This window comes from Pseudomonas sediminis (assembly GCF_002741105.1).
Taxonomy (GTDB): Bacteria; Pseudomonadota; Gammaproteobacteria; order Pseudomonadales; family Pseudomonadaceae; genus Aquipseudomonas; species Aquipseudomonas sediminis.
Map to the genome: position 1 here is coordinate 258,669 of NZ_NIQU01000006.1, position 21,266 is coordinate 279,934.

General features: G+C 63.0%; 19 protein-coding genes. 7 read left to right on the top strand and 12 right to left on the bottom strand.

The window, feature by feature from the left end; translation table 11 throughout:
* Window positions 1-146: 146 nt before the first annotated feature.
* The gene (locus CDO35_RS16335) at window positions 147-2,255 is read right to left on the bottom strand and encodes a molybdopterin oxidoreductase family protein (protein ID WP_099525741.1); all 2,109 of its coding nucleotides are present in this window, start codon (window positions 2,253-2,255) and stop codon (window positions 147-149) included.
* Between the two features lie 382 nt (window positions 2,256-2,637).
* Here CDO35_RS16335 and argF point away from each other — a divergent pair, with 382 nt between their 5' ends.
* Both argF and CDO35_RS16345 read left to right on the top strand, forming a co-directional pair.
* Window positions 2,638-3,558, top strand: coding sequence for an ornithine carbamoyltransferase (gene argF, locus CDO35_RS16340; RefSeq protein WP_099525742.1), 921 nt, complete (start codon window positions 2,638-2,640; stop codon window positions 3,556-3,558).
* Window positions 3,555-4,661, top strand: coding sequence for an ABC transporter ATP-binding protein (locus CDO35_RS16345; protein WP_099525743.1), 1,107 nt, complete (start codon window positions 3,555-3,557; stop codon window positions 4,659-4,661). Before argF ends, CDO35_RS16345 begins: the two co-directional genes overlap by 4 nt.
* On the opposite strand, the gene CDO35_RS16350 is transcribed toward CDO35_RS16345, so the two are convergent.
* The 4 genes from CDO35_RS16350 to ybaK all read right to left on the bottom strand — a co-directional run bounded on the left by CDO35_RS16350 (window position 4,662) and on the right by ybaK (window position 8,379).
* Entirely contained in the window at window positions 4,662-5,468 is an 807-nt protein-coding gene (locus CDO35_RS16350) for a PhzF family phenazine biosynthesis protein (protein WP_099525744.1), read from the bottom strand.
* A gap of 97 nt (window positions 5,469-5,565) precedes the next feature.
* Window positions 5,566-6,327 carry a substrate-binding periplasmic protein gene (locus CDO35_RS16355; RefSeq protein ID WP_099525745.1) on the bottom strand — a complete coding sequence of 254 codons (762 nt, stop codon included), beginning with the start codon at window positions 6,325-6,327 and terminating at the stop codon, window positions 5,566-5,568.
* 11 nt (window positions 6,328-6,338) lie between these two features.
* Window positions 6,339-7,826: a glycerol kinase GlpK gene (gene glpK / locus CDO35_RS16360; RefSeq protein WP_099525746.1), complete on the bottom strand. Its 1,488-nt coding sequence runs from the start codon at window positions 7,824-7,826 to the stop codon at window positions 6,339-6,341.
* Between the two features lie 82 nt (window positions 7,827-7,908).
* Complete coding sequence (gene ybaK, locus CDO35_RS16365; RefSeq protein ID WP_099525747.1) at window positions 7,909-8,379, bottom strand: Cys-tRNA(Pro) deacylase; 471 nt, start codon at window positions 8,377-8,379, stop codon at window positions 7,909-7,911.
* Window positions 8,380-8,477: 98 nt separating this feature from the next.
* Between ybaK and CDO35_RS16370 the strand changes: the two genes are divergently transcribed.
* The 3 genes from CDO35_RS16370 (at window position 8,478) to bfr (ending at window position 11,717) form a co-directional block, all read left to right on the top strand.
* Window positions 8,478-9,236, top strand: a complete 759-nt coding sequence (locus CDO35_RS16370; protein ID WP_099525748.1) for a DeoR/GlpR family DNA-binding transcription regulator — start codon at window positions 8,478-8,480, stop codon at window positions 9,234-9,236.
* Window positions 9,237-9,447: 211 nt separating this feature from the next.
* The gene (gene glpD / locus CDO35_RS16375; protein ID WP_099525749.1) at window positions 9,448-10,977 is read left to right on the top strand and encodes a glycerol-3-phosphate dehydrogenase; all 1,530 of its coding nucleotides are present in this window, start codon (window positions 9,448-9,450) and stop codon (window positions 10,975-10,977) included.
* Between the two features lie 269 nt (window positions 10,978-11,246).
* Window positions 11,247-11,717 (top strand): bacterioferritin, encoded by a 471-nt coding sequence (gene bfr, locus CDO35_RS16380; RefSeq protein ID WP_003462607.1) that lies wholly within the window; start codon window positions 11,247-11,249, stop codon window positions 11,715-11,717.
* A 114-nt stretch (window positions 11,718-11,831) separates the two neighbouring features.
* On the opposite strand, the gene CDO35_RS16385 is transcribed toward bfr, so the two are convergent.
* Together CDO35_RS16385 and CDO35_RS16390 are read right to left on the bottom strand one after the other, a co-directional pair.
* Complete coding sequence (locus CDO35_RS16385; RefSeq protein WP_099525750.1) at window positions 11,832-14,906, bottom strand: efflux RND transporter permease subunit; 3,075 nt, start codon at window positions 14,904-14,906, stop codon at window positions 11,832-11,834.
* A gap of 6 nt (window positions 14,907-14,912) precedes the next feature.
* Window positions 14,913-16,016, bottom strand: coding sequence for an efflux RND transporter periplasmic adaptor subunit (locus CDO35_RS16390; RefSeq protein ID WP_099525751.1), 1,104 nt, complete (start codon window positions 16,014-16,016; stop codon window positions 14,913-14,915).
* A gap of 142 nt (window positions 16,017-16,158) precedes the next feature.
* Here CDO35_RS16390 and CDO35_RS16395 point away from each other — a divergent pair, with 142 nt between their 5' ends.
* Window positions 16,159-16,794 carry a TetR/AcrR family transcriptional regulator gene (locus tag CDO35_RS16395; protein ID WP_099525752.1) on the top strand — a complete coding sequence of 212 codons (636 nt, stop codon included), beginning with the start codon at window positions 16,159-16,161 and terminating at the stop codon, window positions 16,792-16,794.
* A gap of 12 nt (window positions 16,795-16,806) precedes the next feature.
* On the opposite strand, the gene CDO35_RS16400 is transcribed toward CDO35_RS16395, so the two are convergent.
* Complete coding sequence (locus tag CDO35_RS16400; protein ID WP_099525753.1) at window positions 16,807-17,592, bottom strand: class I SAM-dependent methyltransferase; 786 nt, start codon at window positions 17,590-17,592, stop codon at window positions 16,807-16,809.
* Window positions 17,593-17,698: 106 nt separating this feature from the next.
* Here CDO35_RS16400 and CDO35_RS16405 point away from each other — a divergent pair, with 106 nt between their 5' ends.
* Window positions 17,699-18,466: a hypothetical protein gene (locus tag CDO35_RS16405; RefSeq protein ID WP_243699100.1), complete on the top strand. Its 768-nt coding sequence runs from the start codon at window positions 17,699-17,701 to the stop codon at window positions 18,464-18,466.
* On the opposite strand, the gene CDO35_RS16410 is transcribed toward CDO35_RS16405, so the two are convergent.
* The 4 genes from CDO35_RS16410 to tsaB all read right to left on the bottom strand — a co-directional run bounded on the left by CDO35_RS16410 (window position 18,463) and on the right by tsaB (window position 21,230).
* Window positions 18,463-19,164, bottom strand: a complete 702-nt coding sequence (locus tag CDO35_RS16410; RefSeq protein ID WP_099525755.1) for an extensin-like domain-containing protein — start codon at window positions 19,162-19,164, stop codon at window positions 18,463-18,465. The genes CDO35_RS16405 and CDO35_RS16410 overlap by 4 nt on opposite strands.
* A gap of 12 nt (window positions 19,165-19,176) precedes the next feature.
* A complete protein-coding gene (locus CDO35_RS16415) occupies window positions 19,177-20,046 on the bottom strand; it encodes a DUF72 domain-containing protein (RefSeq protein ID WP_099525756.1) in 870 nt (289 codons plus the stop codon).
* A gap of 42 nt (window positions 20,047-20,088) precedes the next feature.
* On the bottom strand, window positions 20,089-20,433 hold the full coding sequence (locus CDO35_RS16420) for a hypothetical protein (protein ID WP_099525757.1): 345 nt from the start codon (window positions 20,431-20,433) through the stop codon (window positions 20,089-20,091).
* A gap of 113 nt (window positions 20,434-20,546) precedes the next feature.
* Entirely contained in the window at window positions 20,547-21,230 is a 684-nt protein-coding gene (gene tsaB, locus CDO35_RS16425; protein WP_099525758.1) for a tRNA (adenosine(37)-N6)-threonylcarbamoyltransferase complex dimerization subunit type 1 TsaB, read from the bottom strand.
* Between the last annotated feature and the right edge of the window lie 36 nt (window positions 21,231-21,266).

A 21,266-nucleotide genomic window follows, 5' to 3' on the forward strand; every position in this document is an offset into this window, starting at 1 on the left:
GAGCGGTCGGAGTCGCGTTCGACTTTACGAGTTGTAAATGAGCAGTACTCACTTCGTTCGCCCTTCGGGCCGCGCTAAAGCGCGTTAGCCGCAAGCGGCTTTCCGAGCCTGTTTTTAACGCAGCAGGGCCGACGCGCAGCAGGTCGTTACGCAGCCACCACCTCCACCGGCACACCATTAAGCACCGCATTACCGGACAGCGCATCGAGCTGGCGCTCGTCGGTCAGGTCATTCGCGCTGACACCCGGCTGGGCACGCGCAATGCCCATCTGCACGCCGGGACGGGCATGCCCCCAGCCATGGGGCAGGCTGACCACGCCAGCCATCACCTCATCGCTGGCTGCCACCTCTACCTCGATGCTGCCAACTCGCGAGCGCACCCGTACCCGCTGACCATCGGCCAAGCCACGACTGGCCAGATCCTGCGGGTTCATCAACAACTGATGACGCGGCTTGCCCTTCACCAGGCGGTGATAGTTGTGCATCCAAGAGTTGTTGCTGCGCACGTGACGACGACCGATCAGCAGTAGCTCATCGGCTGCCGGCTGCGGCTGTTCGGCGAAGCGTGCCAGATCGGCGAGCAGCAACTCAGGTGCAGCCTGCACCGCCTTGCTCGGCGTTTTCAGGCGCGCGGCCAGGTTCGGCTGCAAGGGCCCCAGGTCGACCCCATGCGGATGCTCACGCAATGCAGCCAGACTGAGCTTGCGCTCACTGCGATCACCATAGGGGCCGAAACGCATTCCCATGTCGATCATCTGCTCAGGCGCCATGGTCGGTTTCAGCTCAAGGCCATTGCGCGCCGCGAACGCCTTGGCCAGACCGACGAAGATTTCCCAGTCGTGCAAGGCACCCTCCGGCTTGGCCAGGATTGCCTCGTTGAAGCGGGTGACGTTGCGCACCGCGAACACATTGAAAGTGGTGTCGTAATGATCGTGCTCCAGCGGCGCGGTCGGCGGCAGGATCAGGTCGGCGTAACGGGTGGTCTCGTTGATGTAGAAATCCACCGAGAGCATGAAGTCCAGGCCGTCCAGCGCCTGCTCCAGTTGACGCCCATTGGGTGTCGACAACACCGGGTTGCCGGCCACCGTGACCAGGGCACGGATCTGCCCTTCGCCCGGCGTCAGCATCTCTTCGGCCAGCGCCGAAACCGGCAGCTCGCCACCGTATTCCGGCAGGCCGGATACCCGGCTCTGCCAGCGATTGAAATGGCCACCGGAGGTGCTCGCCACCAGATCCACCGCCGGCGTGGTGCAGAGCACGCCGCCCGCTCGATCGAGGTTGCCGGTCACCAGATTGATGATCTGCACCAACCATTGGCACAGGGTGCCGAACGCCTGGGTGGAAACGCCCATGCGTCCGTAACACACGGCCTTGTCTGCGGCGGCGAAATCCCGCGCCAGTTGGCGGATGGTTTCTGCCGGCACACCACAGCGGGCGCTCATGGCCTCGGCGTCAAAGCCGGCAATCGCTTCGCGCACCTGTTCCAACCCTTCCACCGGCAGATGGCTGTCGCGCGTCAGGCCTTCCTCGAACAGGGTGTTGAGCAGCGCCAGCAGCAGCGCGGCATCGCTACCGGGGCGCACGAACAGGTGCTGGTCGGCGATGGCGGCGGTCTCGCTGCGCCGCGGGTCGACCACCACCAGCTTGCCACCGCGGGCCTGGATGGCTTTCAAGCGCTTCTCCACATCCGGCACGGTCATGATGCTGCCGTTGGAGGCCAAGGGGTTGCCGCCCAGAATCAGCATGAAGTCGGTGTGGTCGATATCGGGAATCGGAATCAGCAGACCGTGGCCATACATCAGATGGCTGGTCAGGTGGTGCGGCAGTTGATCGACCGAGGTGGCGGAAAAGCGATTGCGGGTTTTCAACTGACCGAGGAAATAGTTGCTGTGGGTCATCAGCCCATAGTTATGCACGCTGGGGTTGCCCTGATACACCGCCACGGCATTTTGCCCATGGGCGGCCTGAATCGTGCTCAGGCGCTCAGCCACCAGCTCGAACGCCTCCTCCCAGTCGATGGCCTGCCACTGCTCGCCAATGCGGCGCATGGGCTGACGAATACGGTCGGGGTCGTTCTGGATATCCTGCAGCGCCACGGCCTTGGGGCAGATATGGCCACGGCTGAAGCTATCCTGGGCATCGCCCTTGATCGAGCGAATCTGCGTGCTGCCATCAGGCTGCGCTTCAGTTTCGATGGCAAGGCCGCAGATGGCTTCGCATAGATGGCATGCACGGTAATGGAGGGACTTGGTCATGGCCTGGCCTCTTGTTCTGATCCGAGACGACCGGTCAGGTCGCAGGTCATGAACTATGAGCCGAGCAAGAGGGCGACGCCAGCAGCGTTCGCCTCATGAATCGACAGGCATCAAGCCTGCCGATTCAGCAGCACCACGTACGTGGCCCCTGGCACGACTGCGTTCAATATCACTGGCGCCAGCGCTTTGGCTAAAAAGGCTTGTAAAACATCATTCTGCGCGCCCGTAGGCGTTAACTTGCGCCGTCTCGTCATTTCCTTATAGGATCGCGCCTTCCCCTGTTTCGTCGCACCCTGCGGCCTCCTGCCGCAAGCTCTGCTGTTTTTGTCGGTTTTAGCCCCGAACGCAAGCTTGCGAAATGTAGTGATAAAGGTAGTTAACGATGAGCGTCAGACACTTTCTCTCGATGATGGATTACACACCGGACGAACTGGTGGGACTGATCCGCCGAGGCATCGAGCTGAAGAATCTGCGCAACAGTGGCGTACTCTTCGAGCCGCTGAAGAACCGCGTGCTGGGCATGATCTTCGAGAAGGCCTCGACCCGCACCCGCCTGTCCTTCGAAGCCGGCATGATCCAGCTCGGCGGCCAGGCCATCTTCCTCTCGCCGCGCGATACCCAGCTGGGCCGTGGCGAACCGATTGGCGACGCCGCCATCGTCATGTCGAGCATGCTCGATGCGGTGATGATCCGCACCTTCGCCCACAGCAACCTCACCGAGTTCGCCGCCAAGTCCAAGGTGCCGGTAATCAACGGCCTGTCCGACGACCTGCACCCCTGCCAGTTGCTCGCCGACATGCAGACCTTCCTCGAACACCGCGGCAGCATCGCCGGCAAGACGGTGGCCTGGATCGGTGATGGCAACAATATGTGCAACTCCTACATCGAAGCGGCGATGCAGTTCGACTTCCAGCTGAAGGTCGCCTGCCCTGCTGGCTATGAGCCGGACGCACGTTTCCTGGCCCAGGCCGGCGAGCGTGTGCAGGTGCTGCGTGACCCGCGCGAAGCGGTGGCCGGCACCCATCTGGTCAGCACCGACGTGTGGGCCTCGATGGGCCAGGAAGACGAGGCCGAGCAGCGCATGGCGTTGTTCCGCCCCTATCAGGTCACCCGCGAGCTGCTCGACGCCGCCGCCGAAGACGTGCTGTTCATGCATTGCCTGCCGGCGCACCGTGGCGAAGAAATCAGCTTCGACCTGCTCGACGACCCGCGCTCGGTTGCATGGGACCAAGCCGAGAACCGCCTGCACGCACAGAAGGCGCTGCTGGAGATGCTGGTCGAACCGGCGTACCACCACGCATGAGCCAGCCCCTGCTGCAGCTACGCGGGCTGAACTGCGGCTACCACGCCCATAAGGTGGTGCAGGATCTCGACCTGCACCTGAACCCGGGCGATATCGGTTGCCTGCTTGGCCCATCGGGTTGCGGCAAGACCACTACGCTGCGCGCCATCGCCGGCTTCGAGCCAGTGCTCGAAGGTGAGATCGAACTCGACGGCGAGGTGATCTCCCGCGCCGGCTTCACCCTGGCACCGGAGAAACGCCAGATCGGCATGGTGTTTCAGGACTATGCCCTGTTCCCCCACCTGAGCGTTGCGGAGAACGTCGCCTTTGGCATTCGTAAGCACGCCAATGCCGAGCGCATAACTCAGGAGTTGCTGGAGCTGGTCAAGCTCGGGCACCTGGCCAAGCGTTACCCCCACGAACTGTCCGGCGGCCAACAACAACGCGTGGCCCTGGCCCGCGCCCTGGCACCGGAGCCAAAGCTGCTGCTGCTCGACGAGCCCTTCTCCAACCTCGATGGCGAGCTGCGTCGGCGCCTGAGCCATGAAGTGCGCGAGATACTCAAGACGCGCGGCACCAGCGCCATCCTGGTGACCCACGATCAGGAAGAAGCCTTCGCTGTCAGCGATCACGTCGGCGTGTTCAAGGATGGCCGTCTGGAGCAGTGGGATACGCCGTTCAACCTGTACCACGAGCCGCTGACACCTTTCGTCGCCAGCTTCATTGGCCAGGGTTATTTCATCCGCGGCCAGTTGCTCAGCCCGGAAACGGTGCAGACCGAACTCGGTATTATCCGCGGCAACCGTGCCTATACCTGGGCGCAGGGCAGCGCGGTGGACGTATTACTACGCCCGGACGACATCGTTCCGGACGAAAGCAGCGAACTGAAGGCGCGCATCGTCGGCAAAACTTTCCTCGGCGCAGCCACGCTCTACCGCCTGCAGCTGCCGACCGGCAGCCAGCTGGAATCGATCTTTCCCAGTCATGCCGATCACCAGCCGGGCGACGAGGTGGGCATCCGCATCGCCGCCGACCACCTGGTTGCCTTCCCGGCCCTTGGCAGCGTCGCCGCGCAATTGCAGCTGAGCGAATCAGCTGGCGTACGCCGGGTCAGCAGCAACTGATCAGACCATCAGCTGGCCACTGGCGATATGCCGCGCGTGGCCAGCGATCTTCACTCGCTCACCCTCCAGACGACAAAGCAGCTCGCCGCCACGCGCCGAGCACTGGAAAGCGCTGAGCGTATTGCGGCCCAGACGCTCGACCCAATAGGGCATAAGTATGCAGTGGGTCGAACCGGTGACCGGGTCTTCATCGATACCGATACTGGGCGCGAAGTAGCGCGAAACGAAGTCATGTTGGGCCCCGGCTGCCGTGACCAGCACGCCAAGCCCAGGCAAGGTAGCCAGCGCGGGCAGGTTTGGCTTCAGCTCACGGAGCTCGGCCTCGGAATCCAGCACCACCATCAGTTCCTGCACGCTGCCATCGGCGTTACCTAGCGCCAGCACCTGCTCCACCTGGCGCTCCAGCGCACGCTCGGTCTGGTCGTGTAATTCCCGCGTCACCAACTCCGCGCGCCGCACCGGGAAATCCAATTGCAGACGTTCGCCCTGCCGGGTGACCTGCAGCGCTCCGGACAAGCAGGTGAAATCCAGCACCTCGGCCGGTTCCCGATAGATGTCGAAAAGCACCTTGGCCGCCGCCAGGGTGGCATGCCCGCACAGCGGCACCTCGCTGACCGGAGTGAACCAGCGGATATGCCAGGCGCTGCCCTCTTTCACCACGAATGCGGTCTCGGCCAGGTTGTGCTCAGCGGCGATGCGCTGCATCAGTGAATCGTCGAGCCAACGCTCAAGGCGATAGACGATGGCCGGATTACCGGCGAAGGGCTGATCGGTGAACGCGTCGATCTGGTGAAATTCGAGAGGCATGAAGCATTCCTGATCAGGATAGGGGAACCAGAGCATGCCGCGCTCAGCGCAGGCGAACCACGTACAGAGGGCCTGTATTTTCCCCGAACAGTACGCCTCAGCGGATGCCGTAGCGCCGTAACAGTTCATCCAGGCGCCCGTCCTCGCGAAAGCGCTGCAGGCCCTGCTCGAACAGTTCGGCATAGCGCGGGCTACCAGCCAGGCCCGGCGCGAACGCTAGATAGATGGGAATATCCGGCTGCCGGCAGCCGACTTCGACGATCTCGCCATGCAGGTAGCGCTCACTGAGCAGCGCCTGCATCACCCAGGCATTCTCCACCAGCGCATCGATGCGGCCATGGCGCAGCTTGCGCAGGTTGCTGATCAGCGCATGATCACCGGTCATCACCTGCACCTGGGACGGGTCATGGTGATTGCGCAGATACAGGTCGAGTTCGGCGCCATAGCTGTAACCATTGATCGCGCCGAGGCGCACGCTTTGCAGAGACACCAGCCCTTGGTAACGCCAAGTACCACCGCGGGAGGCGTAGAAGCACATGCGCGACAAACCGGGCGCCGTAGGCGTGAAGATGAAGTCCGGCGCATCCTGTACCCCGGCGCCGATCAACGCATCCAGCTTGCCGCGCCGGGTATCGTGCACCGCGCGCGCCCAATTGATCACGCGGTACTCCACCTCAATGCCGGACTCGGCAAAGATCTGTTCGGCTAGCTCGACGAAGATGCCGCGCTTCTCCGCATCTACCGCACAGTTGATCGGGCACCAGAGATCACCAGCGATCAGCAGCTTCTCAGCCCACGCCAGACCGCTGCTGCACAGCAGCAGCGACAGCAGCACGCCTGCACCGATCCGGCTCAGCATGGCCGGATTTCTCACGCTTCGCTGCGCACGCGTTTAACGGCGTCCAGCCAACCGGCGTACAGCCGTTCGCGGTGCGCCTCGTTCATCCGCGGCTCGAAACGCTGCTGACGATGCCAGTGACTGGCGATGGCGTTCAGGTCCTGGTACAGGCCTAGCTTCAGGCCTGCCAGATAGGCGACGCCGAGCGCAGTGGTCTCGGTGACCTCCGGGCGTTCGACGCTGACGCCGAGAATGTCGGCGAGAAACTGCATGACCCAGTTGTTCTCTACCATGCCGCCGTCGACACGCAGCGCACTGGGCGCCGCCGCGCCGTCCTGGCGCATGGCTTCGAGCAGGTCACGGGTCTGGTAGCACACCGACTGCAGGCCGGCGGTGACGATCTCCTTGATCCCGGTATCGCGGGTCAAACCGAAGATGGCACCGCGTGCCTTCGGGTCCCAATACGGCGCGCCCAGGCCGGTGAATGCCGGCACCAGGTAGACGCCGCAGGCTTCACCGGTGGCCTCGGCCAGCGCCTCACTCTCGCGCGCATGGCTGATCAGCTTGATACCGTCACGCAGCCACTGCACCGCCGCGCCCGCGACGAAGATGCTGCCCTCCACCGCGTAGGTGACCTTGCCATCGAGGCGATAGCCGACCGTGGTCAGCAGACGGTTCTTCGAACTCACCGGCTGATCGCCAGTGTTCTGGATCATGAAACAGCCAGTGCCGTAGGTGCTCTTGACCATGCCCGGCTCGAAGCAGGCCTGGCCGATCAGGGCCGCCTGCTGGTCACCGGCCATGCCCAGCACCGGAATACTGGCGCCGAGCAGCGCGCTGTCGGTGTGACCGAACTCGGCAGCGCAGTCGAGCACCTCGGGCAGCAGGCTGGCCGGGATCTCGAACAGCTTGAGCAGCTCTTCGTCCCACTGCTGGGTGTGGATGTTGAACATCAGCGTGCGCGAGGCGTTGCTGGCGTCGGTGCGGTGCACCTTGCCATCGGTCAGACGCCACAACAGGAAGCTGTCGACGGTGCCGAAGCGCAGCTCACCGCGCTCGGCCCGCTCACGAGCGCCCGGCACGTTATGCAGAATCCAGCGCAGCTTGGTGGCGGAGAAATACGGATCGATCAGCAGGCCGGTCTTGGCCGAGACCGCCGCCTCGTGGCCTTGCTCCTTGAGCCCGGCGCAATAGTCGGCGGTGCGGCGATCCTGCCAGACGATGGCCGGATGGATGGGCGTACCAGTGACGGAATCCCACACCAGGGTGGTTTCGCGCTGGTTGGTGATGCCGATGGCGGCAATCGCCTCGGGCTGCAGACCGCTGCTGGCAATGGCATCGTGGCAAACCTTGAGCGTGGAGGACCATATCTCCTCACCGTCGTGCTCGACCCAGCCATCCTGAGGGAAGTACTGCTTGAACTCCTGCTGAGCACGCGCAACCGGCAGCCCCTGATCATTGAAGATGATGGCGCGGGAGCTGGTGGTGCCCTGGTCGATGGCTAGCAGGTATTGGGTCATGCGAGATTCCTTGTTGTTATCGGTAGCATTCACTGCAGTTGACTGCAGACTGGCTTATTTTGCTGGCAGCATACTGCTCGCTTCAGGCTTTGCCGATAGCGGCGAACTGCCCCTGAGTGTGCTGCGCCAGGGTCTCGGCCGAAAGCTCCAGCTCTAGCCCTCGCCGGCCACCACTGACGTGAATGGTGGGATGCTGGCGTGCACTTTCGTCGATAAAGGTACGCAGGCGCTTCTTCTGCCCTAGCGGGCTGATACCGCCAACCAGATAACCGGTGGCGCGCTGTGCGGCCGCCGGGTCGGCCATGTCCGCTTTCTTCGCCCTAGCAGCTGCTGCCAGCGCCTTGAGATCGAGGCTGCCCGCCACCGGCACGACCGCCACCAGCAGCTCGCCCTTCTCGGTCGCTGCGAGCAGGGTCTTGTACACGCACTCGGGTGCCAGCCCCAGCTTCTCGGCCGCCTCTAGCCCGTAAGACGGCGCCTTGGGATCGTGCTGGTAGCTGTGCACGCGGTGTTCGGCCTTGGCCTTTTTCAACAGATCGATTGCGGGAGTCATGTTCGAATGTGAAAACGCGATAAAAGATGCCTTACAGTAACAGGCCCAAATCCACCACCGCCACACCCTATAATGAGTGACCATCACAGGAAGCGCTCATGAACCTCGCTCCGCGCCAGCACGACATTCTCAACCTCGCCCGCGAACGCGGCTACGTCAGCATCGACGAACTGGCCCAGGCGTTCGCCGTGACCCCGCAGACCATTCGCCGCGACATCAACCAGCTGGCCGAGCACGGCCTGCTGCGCCGTACCCATGGCGGCGCGGCCTGCGAATCGTCAAGCATCCAGAACACCGCCTACGGCATGCGCGCGGGGCAGATGCGCGAGGAGAAACAGCGCATCGCCGAGGCGGTGGCCGCGCAGATCCCCGATCACGCCTCGCTGTTCATCAACATCGGCACCACCACCGAAGCCATCGCCCGCGAGCTGCAGAACCACAAGGGTCTGAAGATCATCACCAACAACCTGCACGTCGCCGCCCAGCTCAGCGCCAAGGCCGACTTCGAGGTGCTGGTGGCCGGCGGCACGGTGCGCGGCGACGGCGGTATCGTCGGCCAGGCCGCAGTGGATTTCATCCAGCAATTCAAGGTCGATTACGCCATCGTCGGCATCAGCGGTATCGACGACGACGGTAGCCTGCTCGACTTCGACTACCAGGAAGTACGGGTTTCCCAGGCGATCATCGACAACGCCAGACAGGTCTTCCTCGCCGCCGACTCCAGCAAGTTCGGCCGCAACGCCTTGGTGCGCCTGGGCTCCATCGCCCTGGTCGACCGCGTCTTCACCGACAGCGCGCCGTCGGCTGCCATCACCCGCCTGCTGCACAGCCACAAGGTTCAGCTCGACCTGGTTTGACTAGTCTCTCAACGGCTATCGCGTAGGGCGGGTGCAACCCGCCGGCAACGTATCGGCGGATTGCACCCGCTCTACAACTACAGCAAACACGATCCCTCAATACCGCTCGGCGCGCAATCGCGTGCCGGGGTAGCGAAGCTGCGCATCTTCGTCTAGCATATTTTCGAAAGTGAACATCAACACATTCGAATCCAATAGCCGAGCGTGCCACATGCCCCACGACCAGTTCGCCAGCCCCGTTGCGGAAGTCTATGACCTCGCGGTCGTTGGCGGTGGAATCAATGGAGCGGGCATCGCCGCCGATGCAGCCGGTCGCGGCCTGTCCGTGTTCCTTTGCGAAAAGGATGATCTGGCCAGCCACACCTCCTCGGCCAGCAGCAAGTTGATCCACGGCGGTCTGCGCTATCTGGAACACCATGAGTTTCGCCTGGTGCGTGAGGCCCTGGCCGAACGCGAAGTGCTGCTGGCCAAGGCGCCGCATATCGTCAAACCGATGCGCTTCGTTCTGCCGCACCGCCCGCACCTGCGTCCGGCCTGGATGATTCGCGCCGGCCTGTTCCTCTACGATCACCTAGGCAAACGTGAGCGCCTGCCGGCTTCGCGCGGCCTGCGTTTCGGCGCTGGCAGCCCGCTGAAGGCGGAGATCAGCCGCGGCTTCGAATATTCCGACTGCTGGGTGGACGATGCTCGCTTGGTGGTGCTCAACGCTATGGCCGCACGGGAAAAAGGCGCGCACATCCACCCGCGCACCCGTTGCGTCAGCGCCCGACGCAGCAAGGGGTTGTGGCATATCCACCTGGAGCGCAGCGACGGCAGCCTGCTGTCCATCCGTGCGCGGGCGCTGGTCAATGCCGCTGGCCCCTGGGTCGCGCGCTTCATCCGTGACGACCTCAAGCAGCAATCGCCGTATGGCATTCGTCTTATCCAGGGCAGCCACATCGTCGTGCCGCGCCTGTACGAAGGCGAGCAGGCCTACATCCTGCAAAACGAAGACCGCCGCATCGTCTTCGCCATCCCTTATCTGGAACGTTTCACCCTGATCGGCACCACCGACCGTGAATACCAGGGCGACCCTGCTCAGGTCACGATCACCGCCGAGGAAACTGACTACCTGCTCAAAGTGGTCAATGACCATTTCAAACAGCAGCTCAGCCGCGACGATGTGCTGCACAGCTTCGCAGGCGTACGGCCGCTGTGCGACGACGAATCCGATGAGCCGTCGGCCATTACCCGCGACTACACCCTGTCGCTCTCCGGTGCTCCGGGTGAAGCGCCGCTGCTGTCGGTATTCGGCGGCAAGCTGACCACCTACCGCAAGCTGGCCGAGTCCGCCATGCAACAGCTGGCGCCGCACTTCACTAAACTGGGCCCGAGCTGGACAGCCAGTGCCCCGTTGCCCGGCGGCGAAGATCTGCAAAGCCAGAGCGCCCTGGTTGAAGCACTCTGCGAACGCCACGGCTGGTTGCCCACCAGCCTGGCCATACGCTGGGCCACCAGCTATGGCAGCCGCACCTGGCGACTGCTCGACGGCGTACACAACCTCACCGACCTTGGCGAACACCTGGGTGCCGGGCTCTACACCCGCGAAGTGGACTACCTGCGCCGCGAAGAGTGGGCGCGCAGCAGCGCCGACATCCTCTGGCGGCGCAGCAAGCTGGGCCTGTTCATGACTCCGGCGCAGCAGACACGTCTGCAGGACTACCTGAATAGCCGCGACCCGCATTCGGCTCATGCCGCCTGAATTCTGCGTGCCCCATGCCCCGCTTTGCGGGGCTTTTTTATGGGCGCGAAAAAATAAAATACCGGCGCTAGTTGCCCGATGGCGTCATGCCTGAACTTTCAGCAACTTATTTATTGCGTCAATTCAATAACTTGGCGCCATGATGCGGAATAAAAACATTCTTATTCGGTTTTATTTTTACTTATGTTTCAAACACTTAGGTTTGACATAAAGAAGAACGAGGCCGAAAATTCAAGGCTATCACTGTCATTGAAACTGCAGGAGCGGTCATGAAAGGCGACAAGAAGGTCATTCAACACCTGAACAAGATTCTTGGTAACGAACTGGTCGCCATCAACCAGTACTTCCTGCATGCGCGCATGTATGAAGACTGGGGCCTGAAAAAACTCGGCGAGCATGAGTACCACGAGTCCATCGACGAGATGAAGCACGCCGACAAGCTGATCAAGCGCATCCTGTTCCTCGAGGGCATTCCGAACCTGCAGGACCTGGGCAAGATCCTGATCGGTGAAAACACCAAGGAAATGCTCGAATGCGACCTGAAGATCGAGCACAAGGCCCATGGTGACCTGAAGGCTGCCATAGCCTATTGCGAGAGCATTGGTGACTACGCCAGCCGTGAGTTGCTGGAAGAAATCCTCTGCTCCGAGGAAGATCACATCGACTGGCTGGAAACCCAGCTCAGCCTGATCGAAGCAGTAGGCCTGCAGAACTACCTGCAGTCGCAGATGGACGAATAAGCCTTACCCGCTACATAAAAGAATGGGAGCCAATGGCTCCCGTTTTTTATTGCCATGACGAACCCCGTGGAAGGGGCTCAAGCAGCGACGGTCAGTCGCCGCTGATGCCACGACTCAACGCGCCTCGCTCTCCTTGACCCGGAACCACGCCGCATACAGCGCCGGCAGGAACAGCAGAGTCAATGCCGTGGCCACCACCAGTCCGCCCATGATGGCCACCGCCATCGGCCCGAAGAACACGCTGCGCGACAGCGGAATCATCGCCAGCACCGCCGCCAGGGCGGTCAGCACGATCGGCCGGAAGCGGCGCACCGTCGCCTCGATGATGGCGTGCCAGCGGTCCAGGCCGTGGCTGATGTCCTGCTCGATCTGATCGACCAGGATCACCGAGTTGCGCATGATCATCCCAGCCAGGGCGATGGTGCCGAGCATGGCGACGAAGCCGAACGGCTGGCGGAAGATCAGCAGGAACAGGGTCACGCCGATCAGGCCCAACGGCGCGGTGAGAAATACCATCGCCGAACGCGAGAAGCTTTTCAGCTGCAGCATCAGCAGCGTCAGTACCACCACGATGAACAGCGGGACACCCGCGTTGACCGACTTCTGTCCGCGCTGGGAATCCTCAACCGTGCCTCCGACCTCCAGCAGATAACCCGCAGGCAGCTCGGCGCGGATCGGGTCGAGCGTCGGCAGGATCTGCTGGGTCAGGTTGGCCGGCTGCTGCTTGCCATAGACGTCGGCACGCACGGTGACGTTGGGCAGACGGTTGCGGTGCCAGATGATGCCTTCCTCGAAGCCGTACTCCAGGGTCGCCACCTGCGACAGTGCCACACTGCGACCGCTGTCGGTCGGCACCGCCAGGCTCGGCAGCAGGCTCAGCGCCTTGCGCTCCTGCGGCGTGCCGCGCTGGAGAATCTCGATCAGCTCATTACCTTCGCGATACTGGCTGACACTGGTACCGGACAGCGAACCCTGCAGGAAGCGCGACAACTCGGCGGTGTTGACGCCCAGCGCGCGGGCGCGATCCTGATCGATATTGAGGATCACCACCTTGCTCGGCTCCTCCCAGTCCAGGTGCACATTCACCACATGCGGGTTCTCGCGCACCTTGTCCGCCACCTGACGGGCCAGCGCGCGCACCTCGGCGATGTGCTCACCGCTGACGCGGAACTGGATCGGGTAGCCCACGGGCGGCCCGTTCTCCAGGCGGCTGACGCGACTGCGCAAGGTCGGGAACTCGTCGTTCATCACCTTGATCAGCCAACCACGCAGGCGCTCTCGCTCTTCAATGCTTTTGGCCAGTACCACGAACTGGGCAAAGCTGGCCGCCGGCAACTGTTGATCCAACGGCAGGTAAAAACGCGGCGACCCCGTGCCGACGTAGGCCACGTAGTTGTCGATGCCGGGCTGCTCCTTGAGCAGCTTTTCCAGGCGATGCACCTCGGCCTCGGTAGCGCTCAGCGAAGCGCCCTCCTCCAGTTTGATGTCGACCATCAGCTCCAAGCGTCCAGAGGCCGGGAAGAACTGTTGCGGCACGAAACGAAACAGCAGCACCGACGCAACGAATAGTGCAATGGTCAGCAGGATCACGATGCCACGGCGGCGCACGCACCATTCCACCGTGGCGCGAACGCGGCGGTAGAACGGCGTCGAATAGGGGTCATGACCTGAATCGCTGCCGCCGTGCTTGGCAGCGTGCAGTTTGGCCAGATCCGGCAGCAGCTTGTCGCCCAGATAGGGTACGAACATCACTGCCGCGATCCATGAGGCGATCAGCGAAATGGCCACCACCTGGAAGATCGAGCGGGTGTACTCACCGGTACCGGACTGCGCAGTGGCGATGGGCAGGAAACCGGCAGCGGTGATCAGGGTGCCGGTGAGCATGGGGAAAGCCGTACTGGTCCAGGCGAAACTGGCCGCTTTGAAGCGGTCGTAGCCCTGCTCCATCTTGATCGCCATCATCTCCACCGCGATGATCGCGTCGTCCACCAGTAGGCCGAGGCCGAGCACCAGCGCGCCGAGAGAAATCTTGTGCAGGCCGATGCCGAGGTAGTACATAGCAGCGAAGGTCATCGCCAATACCAACGGGATCACCAGCGCCACCACCAGGCCGGTGCGCAGACCGAGGGAGAAGAAGCTGACCGCGAGCACGATCACCAACGCCTCCACCAGCACCTTGACGAACTCGCCCACGCCGGTCTTCACCGCCGCCGGCTGATCCGACACCTTGCGCAGCTCCATACCCAACGGCAACGTCTGTTGCAGACGGGCGAACTCGTCTTCCAATGCCTTGCCCAGCACCAGGATATCGCCGCCGTCCTTCATCGATACGGCAATGCCCAGGGCGTCCTCGCCCATGAAACGCATGCGCGGCGCGGGTGGGTCGTTGAAACCGCGCTTGACCTCGGCAACGTCAGCAATGCGGAAGGTGCGATCAGCAACGCGAATGGGAAAATCGCGGATTTCCTCCACCGACTCGAAACGCCCGGTCACGCGCAGTTGAATACGTTCGCTGGGGGTTTCGAAAAAGCCGGCAGCGGCTACCGCGTTCTGCGCCTCCAGCGCCTGCTGCACGGCAGACAGTGGCAAACCGAGGGTAGCCAGCTTGGTGTTGGACAGTTCGATCCAGATCTTCTCGTCCTGCAGCCCCACCAGTTCGACCTTGCCCACATCCTTGACCCGCTGCAGTTGCAGCTGCAGACGGTCGGCGTAGTCCTTGAGCACCGCGTAGTCGAAACCGCTACCGGTCAGCGCATAGATATTGCCGAAGGTGGTGCCGAATTCATCGTTGAAAAACGGCCCCTGAATACCGGGCGGCAGCGTGTGGCGAATGTCGCTGATCTTCTTGCGCACCTGATACCACAGCTCGGGAATCTCGGAGCTGCGCATCGAGTCGCGCGCCATGAAGGTGACCTGCGACTCGCCCGGGCGGGAGAAGCTGGTGATGCGGTCGTACTCGCCGGTCTCCATCAACTTCTTCTCGATGCGCTCGGTGACCTGACGCGACACCTCTTCGGCGCTGGCGCCCGGCCAGTTGGTGCGGATCACCATGGCCTTGAAGGTGAACGGCGGGTCTTCGCTCTGGCCCAGCTTGGTGTAGGAGAGCGCCCCTACCACGGCGAACAACAGCATGATGTAGAGGACGATCTGACGATGACGCAGCGCCCAGGCAGACAGGTTGAAGCTCATGCGGGCTTACTCCTTGGCGGCCAGTTCGACGTTGCGATTGTCCCGATCGACCGGGCGCACCTGCTGGCCTTCGCGAAGAATCTGCACCCCGGCGGCGACCACCCAATCGGAAGCGGTCAGCCCCTCCAGCACCGGCACCCGATCATCACCATAGGCACCGATACGCACCGGACGGCGCTGCACGCGGTGTTCCTTCGGATCGACGACCCAGACGAACGCCTGATCCTGCTCGGCGCTGAGTGCCGATAGCGGTACCGCCAGCGGTACCTCGCCATTGCTGGCGATGAATACCCGCGCGCTCTGCCCCAACTCAGCCGGCACCTTGCCTTCGGTGAACGCGACACGTGCGGCGAAAGTGCGCGACTGCGGATCGGCCGCCGGGGCCATCTCGCGGATGCGGCCGGGGAAACGCTGATCAGGCTGCGACCACAGTTCGACCTCGACCACCTGACCAATCTCGAAGCGACCAAAGCTCTGTTCCGGCAGGCTGATCGACACCTCACGTTCGCCGTCGGCAGCCAGGGTGAACACCGTCTGACCAGCCGCCACCACCTGCCCCACCTCAACCACACGACGGGCGATCACGCCGTCCTGTGAGGCGCGCAGCACGGCATAGTCGGTCTGATTGCGGGCCACGTCGTATTCGGCCTTGACCTGCTTCAAGCGTGCTTCGCCGGAACGGTATTGGTTTTCGACGTTGTCGAACTGCGAACGGCTGACCAGATTGCGCTCAAGCAGCTTCTTGTAGCGCTCACGCTCGGCGCGCACGGTCTGCAGGTTGGCCTCGGCTGCCGCCATCTGCGCGCGAGTGGCCTCCAGTTGCAGGCGCACGTCTTGCGGATCCAGTTCGGCCAGGGCCTGATCCTTCTTCACCCGGTCACCGACATCCACCGTGCGCTTGCTCACCTTGCCGGCGATGCGGAAGGCCAGCTCCGGCTCGTAGCGTGCGCGCACCTCACCCGGATAGCTGTCGACCAGCGCGGTCGCCGGCTGCGGCTGCACCACCATGGCAGGACGGATCGGCTGCTCCGCCTGCTCGGTATTACCGCAGGCAGACAACAGAAATGCGAGACCCAAAGACGCAACGAGCGGGAGAACGTGGCGAGACATGTGCAAGACCTTTCGGAGAAGGTTTCGGGCCACCCCAAAGCTGACTGACTAGTCGACGCCTTTGGAGATATCCCTTGGAATATTTGTACTGGCGGGTATAGTAAAAATAGCAAACTCGCCAGTCCAGTATTAAAATTCGCCAATGCCTGACAAGTTGTTACAACCTTCCGGCCCCGGTCGTCCGAAAGACCCCGCCAAACGTCGCGCCATCCTCGAGGCAGCCAAGAGCCTGTTCCTGCGTAATGGTTATGACGGTAGCAGCATGGACGCCATCGCTGCCGAGGCGGGCGTTTCCAAGCTCACGGTGTACAGCCACTTCACCGACAAGGAGACCCTGTTCTCCGCGGCGATCAAGGCCAAATGCGAAGAGCAACTCCCCGAACTGTTGTTCGAGCTACCGGACAACGTACCGCTGGAAAGCCAGTTGATGGGCATTGCGCGCGGCTTCCTGGCACTGGTCAACAGCCGCGAATCGGTGGAGATGCACCGGATGATGGTGAACCTGGCCAGCCAGGGCTCGAAGCTGTCGCAGATGTTCTACGAAGCTGGCCCAAAGCGGGTTCAGGAAGAGATGGAAGTGCTGCTGCACAAAGCGGCCCAGCGCGGACTGCTGAGCCTGGACAATCCGCATCTGGCCGCCGACCACTTCTTCAGCCTGCTCAAGGGCGGCGCGCATTTCCGCCTGCTGATCGGCTGTGGCGAGCCGCTTGAGGGTGAAGCCGCGGAACATCATGTGCAGGACGCGGTACAGCTGTTTCTGCGCGCTTTCCGACCCTGAACCGAGGAGGCGCTACGCGTTGGCTTCCAGCTTCTTCTTCGGGTAGATGTCGTAACGGCTCGACTTGCCTTCCAGCACATAGCCCGGCTTGCTCCCTTCAATGGCCGGCGCCTTGCGTGGGCGCTTGACCACCACGCGATGGGTGGCCAGCGCCAGCGCCGCTTCGAGCAACGCCGGCGCATCCAGATCATCACCGACGAACGGACGAAACAGGCGCATTTCCTTCTTCACCAGCGCACTCTTGTCACGATGCGGGAACATCGGATCGAGGTAGATCACCTGCGGTGTCTCGTCCTGCCAGTTGCGCATCAGCTCGATGGCATTTCCGGTAAGCAGGCGCATGCGCGCGACGATGGGCGCCACATCGAAATCCAGCGCCGCACGCTGCAGGCCGTCTTCCAACAGCGCAGCGACCAGCGGCTGACGCTCGATCAGGGTCATTTCGCAGCCCAGGCTGGCCAGCACGAACGAGTCACGCCCCAGCCCCGCCGTCGCATCGAGAATCCGTGGCCGAATGCCCGATTGCACGCCTACGGCCTTGGCAATCATCTGCCCACTGCCGCCGCCGAACTGGCGGCGATGCGCCGCAGCCCCCTCGACGAAATCCACCCGCACCGGACCAGGCGCCTTGTCGCCCAGCTCGACCAGTTGCAGCCCGTCGTCACCCAGTTGCAGGGCGAACTCGGTCTCGCCCTCCTGCGCCAGACCTAAGCGCTGCGCCCAGCGGGCGGCCGCTTCGGCGTACTGAGGATGCAAGGCTTGGATACGGATGCTGGCGTTGTGCCGCTCGTCGGTCATTGGCTCATTCTGCTCAAAAATCACTCAAAGCACCGGCCACACGGCCGATATCGAAGAAGCGGCATTCTGCCAGACCCGGCCGCCGACAGCCGCATCGAGAGTGAACATGTTCGACGCCCTCTCCGCCCCACGCCCAAGCAGCAGCCCCAGCAGCGCTCGTCCTCTCGATGAAGAGCTCGACCGCGCAACGCACGAATCCATCAACTACCAGATTCTGCGGCGCACTCTAGGTATCGAAGACGAGCAGAAGCCCGGTGAGATAGCTCGCGAGCTGCGGGAAACCGCCGAGCCACCTGCCGTATCCAGCAGCGCCGCAGTGGTCAGCCAGGCGGTAATCGAGCAGCGCGGCCTGGAACTGAATGTCAGCGCGGGCCAGGCGCCCCAGCAGGTCGACCCGCTGGTACTGGATATGGCTGGCAACGGTTTCTCCACCAGTGGTCTTGGCCGCCCGGTGCGTTTCGATCTGGATGCCGACGGCCGTGTGGATTCGATCAGCGCGCCCACCGGTAACAATGCGCTACTGGCGCTGGATCGCAACGGCAATGGGCGCATCGACGATGGCCGCGAACTATTCGGTGATCAGCATGGGGCTGCCAATGGCTTCGCCGAACTGGCAGGCTTCGACGATAACGGCGACGGCCGTATCGATGCAGCCGATGCAGTGTTCGACAAACTGCGCCTGCTGCGTTTCGACGCCCAGGGCCGCCAGCAGTTGCAAACGCTTGGCGAAGCCGGTGTCAGCGCCATCGACCTGCGCGCCCGCGACGTCAGCATCGCCCTCGGCGCTTACGACCAGATCGCCCAGTTGGGCCGATTCGAATTCGCCGATGGGCGCAGCGGGCAGGCAGCCGACCTGCTGTTGGCCAAACGTTAGCGGCACATGCGCCACATGCCCATGTCCACGTGAAAATGGTCGCGGTGCGCAGCGTTGTATTCAGGCCCCAGGGTGACATTGAAGCTGTCACAGGCTGCTTCCTGTACCAGGCGCAGAAAGCGCGCCTTGTCGCCCTGCCCCGGCCAGTCGCGCAGCACGCTGATGTGCTGGCCGTCGCGCAGTCGGAAGCCGACCATGTCCAGCGCGTTGGCATAGGAATGCTGGCTAGGCCGCTGACTGCCAGCAATGCTGCGACAGGCGAAACTGCCGACGTGTTCGACACGGGTGACCGGCTGGCCGAACACCGCCTGCGCAGCCGGCTGCAAGCCATGTCGCTCGAACAAAGCGAAGCTCACCGCCAACGGACAGGTAGCCATGAAACTGCTGCTCAGGCCAACGCTGGCCCCCTGAATACGCACGGCATTTTCAATCGGGCAGCCAGGATGCGGCGTGCTGTCGGGCAGACGGGTAAAACGCAGCTCAGAAGTCGCCAGGGCCAGATCGCATAGCTCACGATCCTCGCTCAGGCGCCAGAGTTTTAAGGGGGTCAGCAGGTTCGGCGTTTCTCGCACGTCCAGCGGCGCCCAGGGGTTGAAACGCGGCGCCACATCCAGCCAACCACGCCACAGCGCTACCAGCAACGCCGCGCCCAGTAGCACGGAGAGAAACAGCAAACGGCCGATTATCCGTATCAGCATATCCATGCTCCATCAGAGTAAGCCAAGCTGCTCCAGTTCCGGCTCCGTCTGCAACACCGGCAGTTCGGGCAAGCCAGGCAGGCGCTGCATCAGCTGCTCATGAAAACGCCGCGCCAGCTCCGGTGCCAGGCGGTTGTCCGAGGTATGGGCGAAGACATAAGGGCGCAGCCCCTGTTCGATCCAGCCGGCAACCTTGTCCAGCCAGGGCAGCATGAAGGGGTCATTGGCCAACAACTCGGGATGGCCGATGAAGCGCAACTGCGGGCTCTGACTGAACGCGGTAGGCCGAGTCGGCAAGCGCGGCTTCTTGGCTTGCGCATGCAGCACGGCGGGCTCCTGCGAATCGCAGCTGAACAGCGCACGCGAATCCAGACAGATGCGCTCTATACCACGCTCGTGCAACAGGCGATTGAGCACGCGCTCGGCATCGCCCTTGGCGAAGAACTCCGGGTGGCGCACCTCTATCGCCAGCGGCCAATCACGCCACTGCTCGATGAACGTTGCCAGCTCCGCCAACCGCGACGGGCCGAAGCTGGCCGGCAGTTGCAGCCAGTATGGCGCCACCCGTTCGCCGAGCGGCGCCAGCAACTGGCGAAACTGCGTGACTTCATCCAGTTGCTGGCAAAGATCCTCGCTATGGCTGATGTCTCGCGGCAACTTGGCGCAGAACCGAAAGTGCGCCGGCATGGCCTGCGCCCAGCGCGCCACTGTTTGCTCGCTGGGTCTGGCATAGAACGTGGTGTTGCCTTCCACCACGTTGAATACCTCGGTGTAGCGGCTGAGAAACTCGGTTGGCCGGGTATCCTGCGGATACAGCGTGGCGCGCCAGGCCGCTTCGCTCCAGGATGGACAACCGAGGTAATAGGGAAGCGCAGCGCTCATCGATCGGTTTAGCGGGCCTGGCTGAGAGGGTATGAAACGGGGTTACGCGTAGAGATCGAGCCCGAGCACTTCCTGCGCATCGTAATCGCTGGCGTAAGCGGCGGTGGTGCTGTAGCTGGCCAACGCCTGAGTAGCACGGTTGCTCAGCGCAGGCTGTGGATAACCGAGATCCTGCGAACGGGTCGGCAGGCTGTCGGTGTTACTGCTGCTGGCCTGTACGCGGCGAATCTGCGGCGCCTGCTCCAGCCCCTGGCTACTGGCGGGTGCAGCCGGTTGTTCACGCTGAGCCTCGACCTCCCGCTGTGCCTCGCGATAGGGCGTGACCGCGGTGCCCGAACGGGGGCCACGATCTGGCGAGTAGGAGGGTAAGTAACCGTCGATCCGCATCTAGGACTGCTCGGTGGGCTCGGCTGAACAAGGGACAGTGCTGGCAATGTAGCGGCGGCCTGCGTCGTTGGCAAATGCCAAGGGAATACTGACGTCAAGCATCCGACCAGCTGTCATGCCGGCGGTGCTTTCGGCGTGGCGACCTGATCACGCAGGTACACCGGTTGCGCCTGATCAGCCGGCAACGCCTCGCCACGGGCCCAGGCAAAACGAGCCAGGCTCAGCAAGTCTTCGGCATGCGGCAGCAAGCTGCCATCCATGCCCACAGGCCTGAGGGCGATACGCGCGGCGAAGGTGCCCCAGCCCGTGCCGGCGCCGAACCACTCACCATCGCTGCCACGCGGCGCTTCAGCTTGCTCCGGCGGCAACACCGCTTCCTGGCCAAGCAGGCGCATCTCGCCGGCTTCTGCGCGGTAGCAACCCCAGTAAACCTCGTCCATGCGCGCGTCGATGGCGGCGGCAACCTGAGTCGCGCCCTGCTCACGCAGCGCGCGCTGGGCCAGCACGGCCAGATTGGAAACCGGCAGCACCGGTCGATCCAGTGCAAAGGCCAGGCCCTGTACCACGCCGATAGCGATACGCACCCCGGTGAACGCACCCGGACCACGGCCGAAGGCAATGGCATCGAGTGCCGAAGCGGCGATACCCGCCTCACCCAGCAGTTGCTGAATCATCGGCAACAGACGCTGCGCGTGCATACGCGGGGCGACTTCGTAGTGGCTGAGCACGCGACCATCATGCAGCAGCGCGACGGAGCAGGCTTCGGTGGCGGTATCGAGGGCCAGGAGAGTGGTCATTGCATTCGGACAGCTGAAGAAAAAAGAGCCGGCATT

Coding starts and splice junctions, on each gene's coding strand:
- CDO35_RS16335 (WP_099525741.1), bottom strand. CDS start 2,255: ATGACCAAGTCCCTCCATTACCGTGCATGCCATCTATGCGAAGCCATC.
- CDO35_RS16385 (WP_099525750.1), bottom strand. CDS start 14,906: ATGAGCTTCAACCTGTCTGCCTGGGCGCTGCGTCATCGTCAGATCGTC.
- CDO35_RS16400 (WP_099525753.1), bottom strand. CDS start 17,592: ATGACCGACGAGCGGCACAACGCCAGCATCCGTATCCAAGCCTTGCAT.
- CDO35_RS16370 (WP_099525748.1), top strand. CDS start 8,478: ATGAACCTCGCTCCGCGCCAGCACGACATTCTCAACCTCGCCCGCGAA.
- CDO35_RS16415 (WP_099525756.1), bottom strand. CDS start 20,046: ATGAGCGCTGCGCTTCCCTATTACCTCGGTTGTCCATCCTGGAGCGAA.
- bfr (WP_003462607.1), top strand. CDS start 11,247: ATGAAAGGCGACAAGAAGGTCATTCAACACCTGAACAAGATTCTTGGT.
- argF (WP_099525742.1), top strand. CDS start 2,638: ATGAGCGTCAGACACTTTCTCTCGATGATGGATTACACACCGGACGAA.
- glpK (WP_099525746.1), bottom strand. CDS start 7,826: ATGACCCAATACCTGCTAGCCATCGACCAGGGCACCACCAGCTCCCGC.
- CDO35_RS16405 (WP_243699100.1), top strand. CDS start 17,699: ATGTTCGACGCCCTCTCCGCCCCACGCCCAAGCAGCAGCCCCAGCAGC.
- CDO35_RS16350 (WP_099525744.1), bottom strand. CDS start 5,468: ATGCCTCTCGAATTTCACCAGATCGACGCGTTCACCGATCAGCCCTTC.
- CDO35_RS16345 (WP_099525743.1), top strand. CDS start 3,555: ATGAGCCAGCCCCTGCTGCAGCTACGCGGGCTGAACTGCGGCTACCAC.
- glpD (WP_099525749.1), top strand. CDS start 9,448: ATGCCCCACGACCAGTTCGCCAGCCCCGTTGCGGAAGTCTATGACCTC.
- CDO35_RS16390 (WP_099525751.1), bottom strand. CDS start 16,016: ATGTCTCGCCACGTTCTCCCGCTCGTTGCGTCTTTGGGTCTCGCATTT.
- CDO35_RS16420 (WP_099525757.1), bottom strand. CDS start 20,433: ATGCGGATCGACGGTTACTTACCCTCCTACTCGCCAGATCGTGGCCCC.
- CDO35_RS16395 (WP_099525752.1), top strand. CDS start 16,159: ATGCCTGACAAGTTGTTACAACCTTCCGGCCCCGGTCGTCCGAAAGAC.
- tsaB (WP_099525758.1), bottom strand. CDS start 21,230: ATGACCACTCTCCTGGCCCTCGATACCGCCACCGAAGCCTGCTCCGTC.
- CDO35_RS16410 (WP_099525755.1), bottom strand. CDS start 19,164: ATGCTGATACGGATAATCGGCCGTTTGCTGTTTCTCTCCGTGCTACTG.
- ybaK (WP_099525747.1), bottom strand. CDS start 8,379: ATGACTCCCGCAATCGATCTGTTGAAAAAGGCCAAGGCCGAACACCGC.
- CDO35_RS16355 (WP_099525745.1), bottom strand. CDS start 6,327: ATGCTGAGCCGGATCGGTGCAGGCGTGCTGCTGTCGCTGCTGCTGTGC.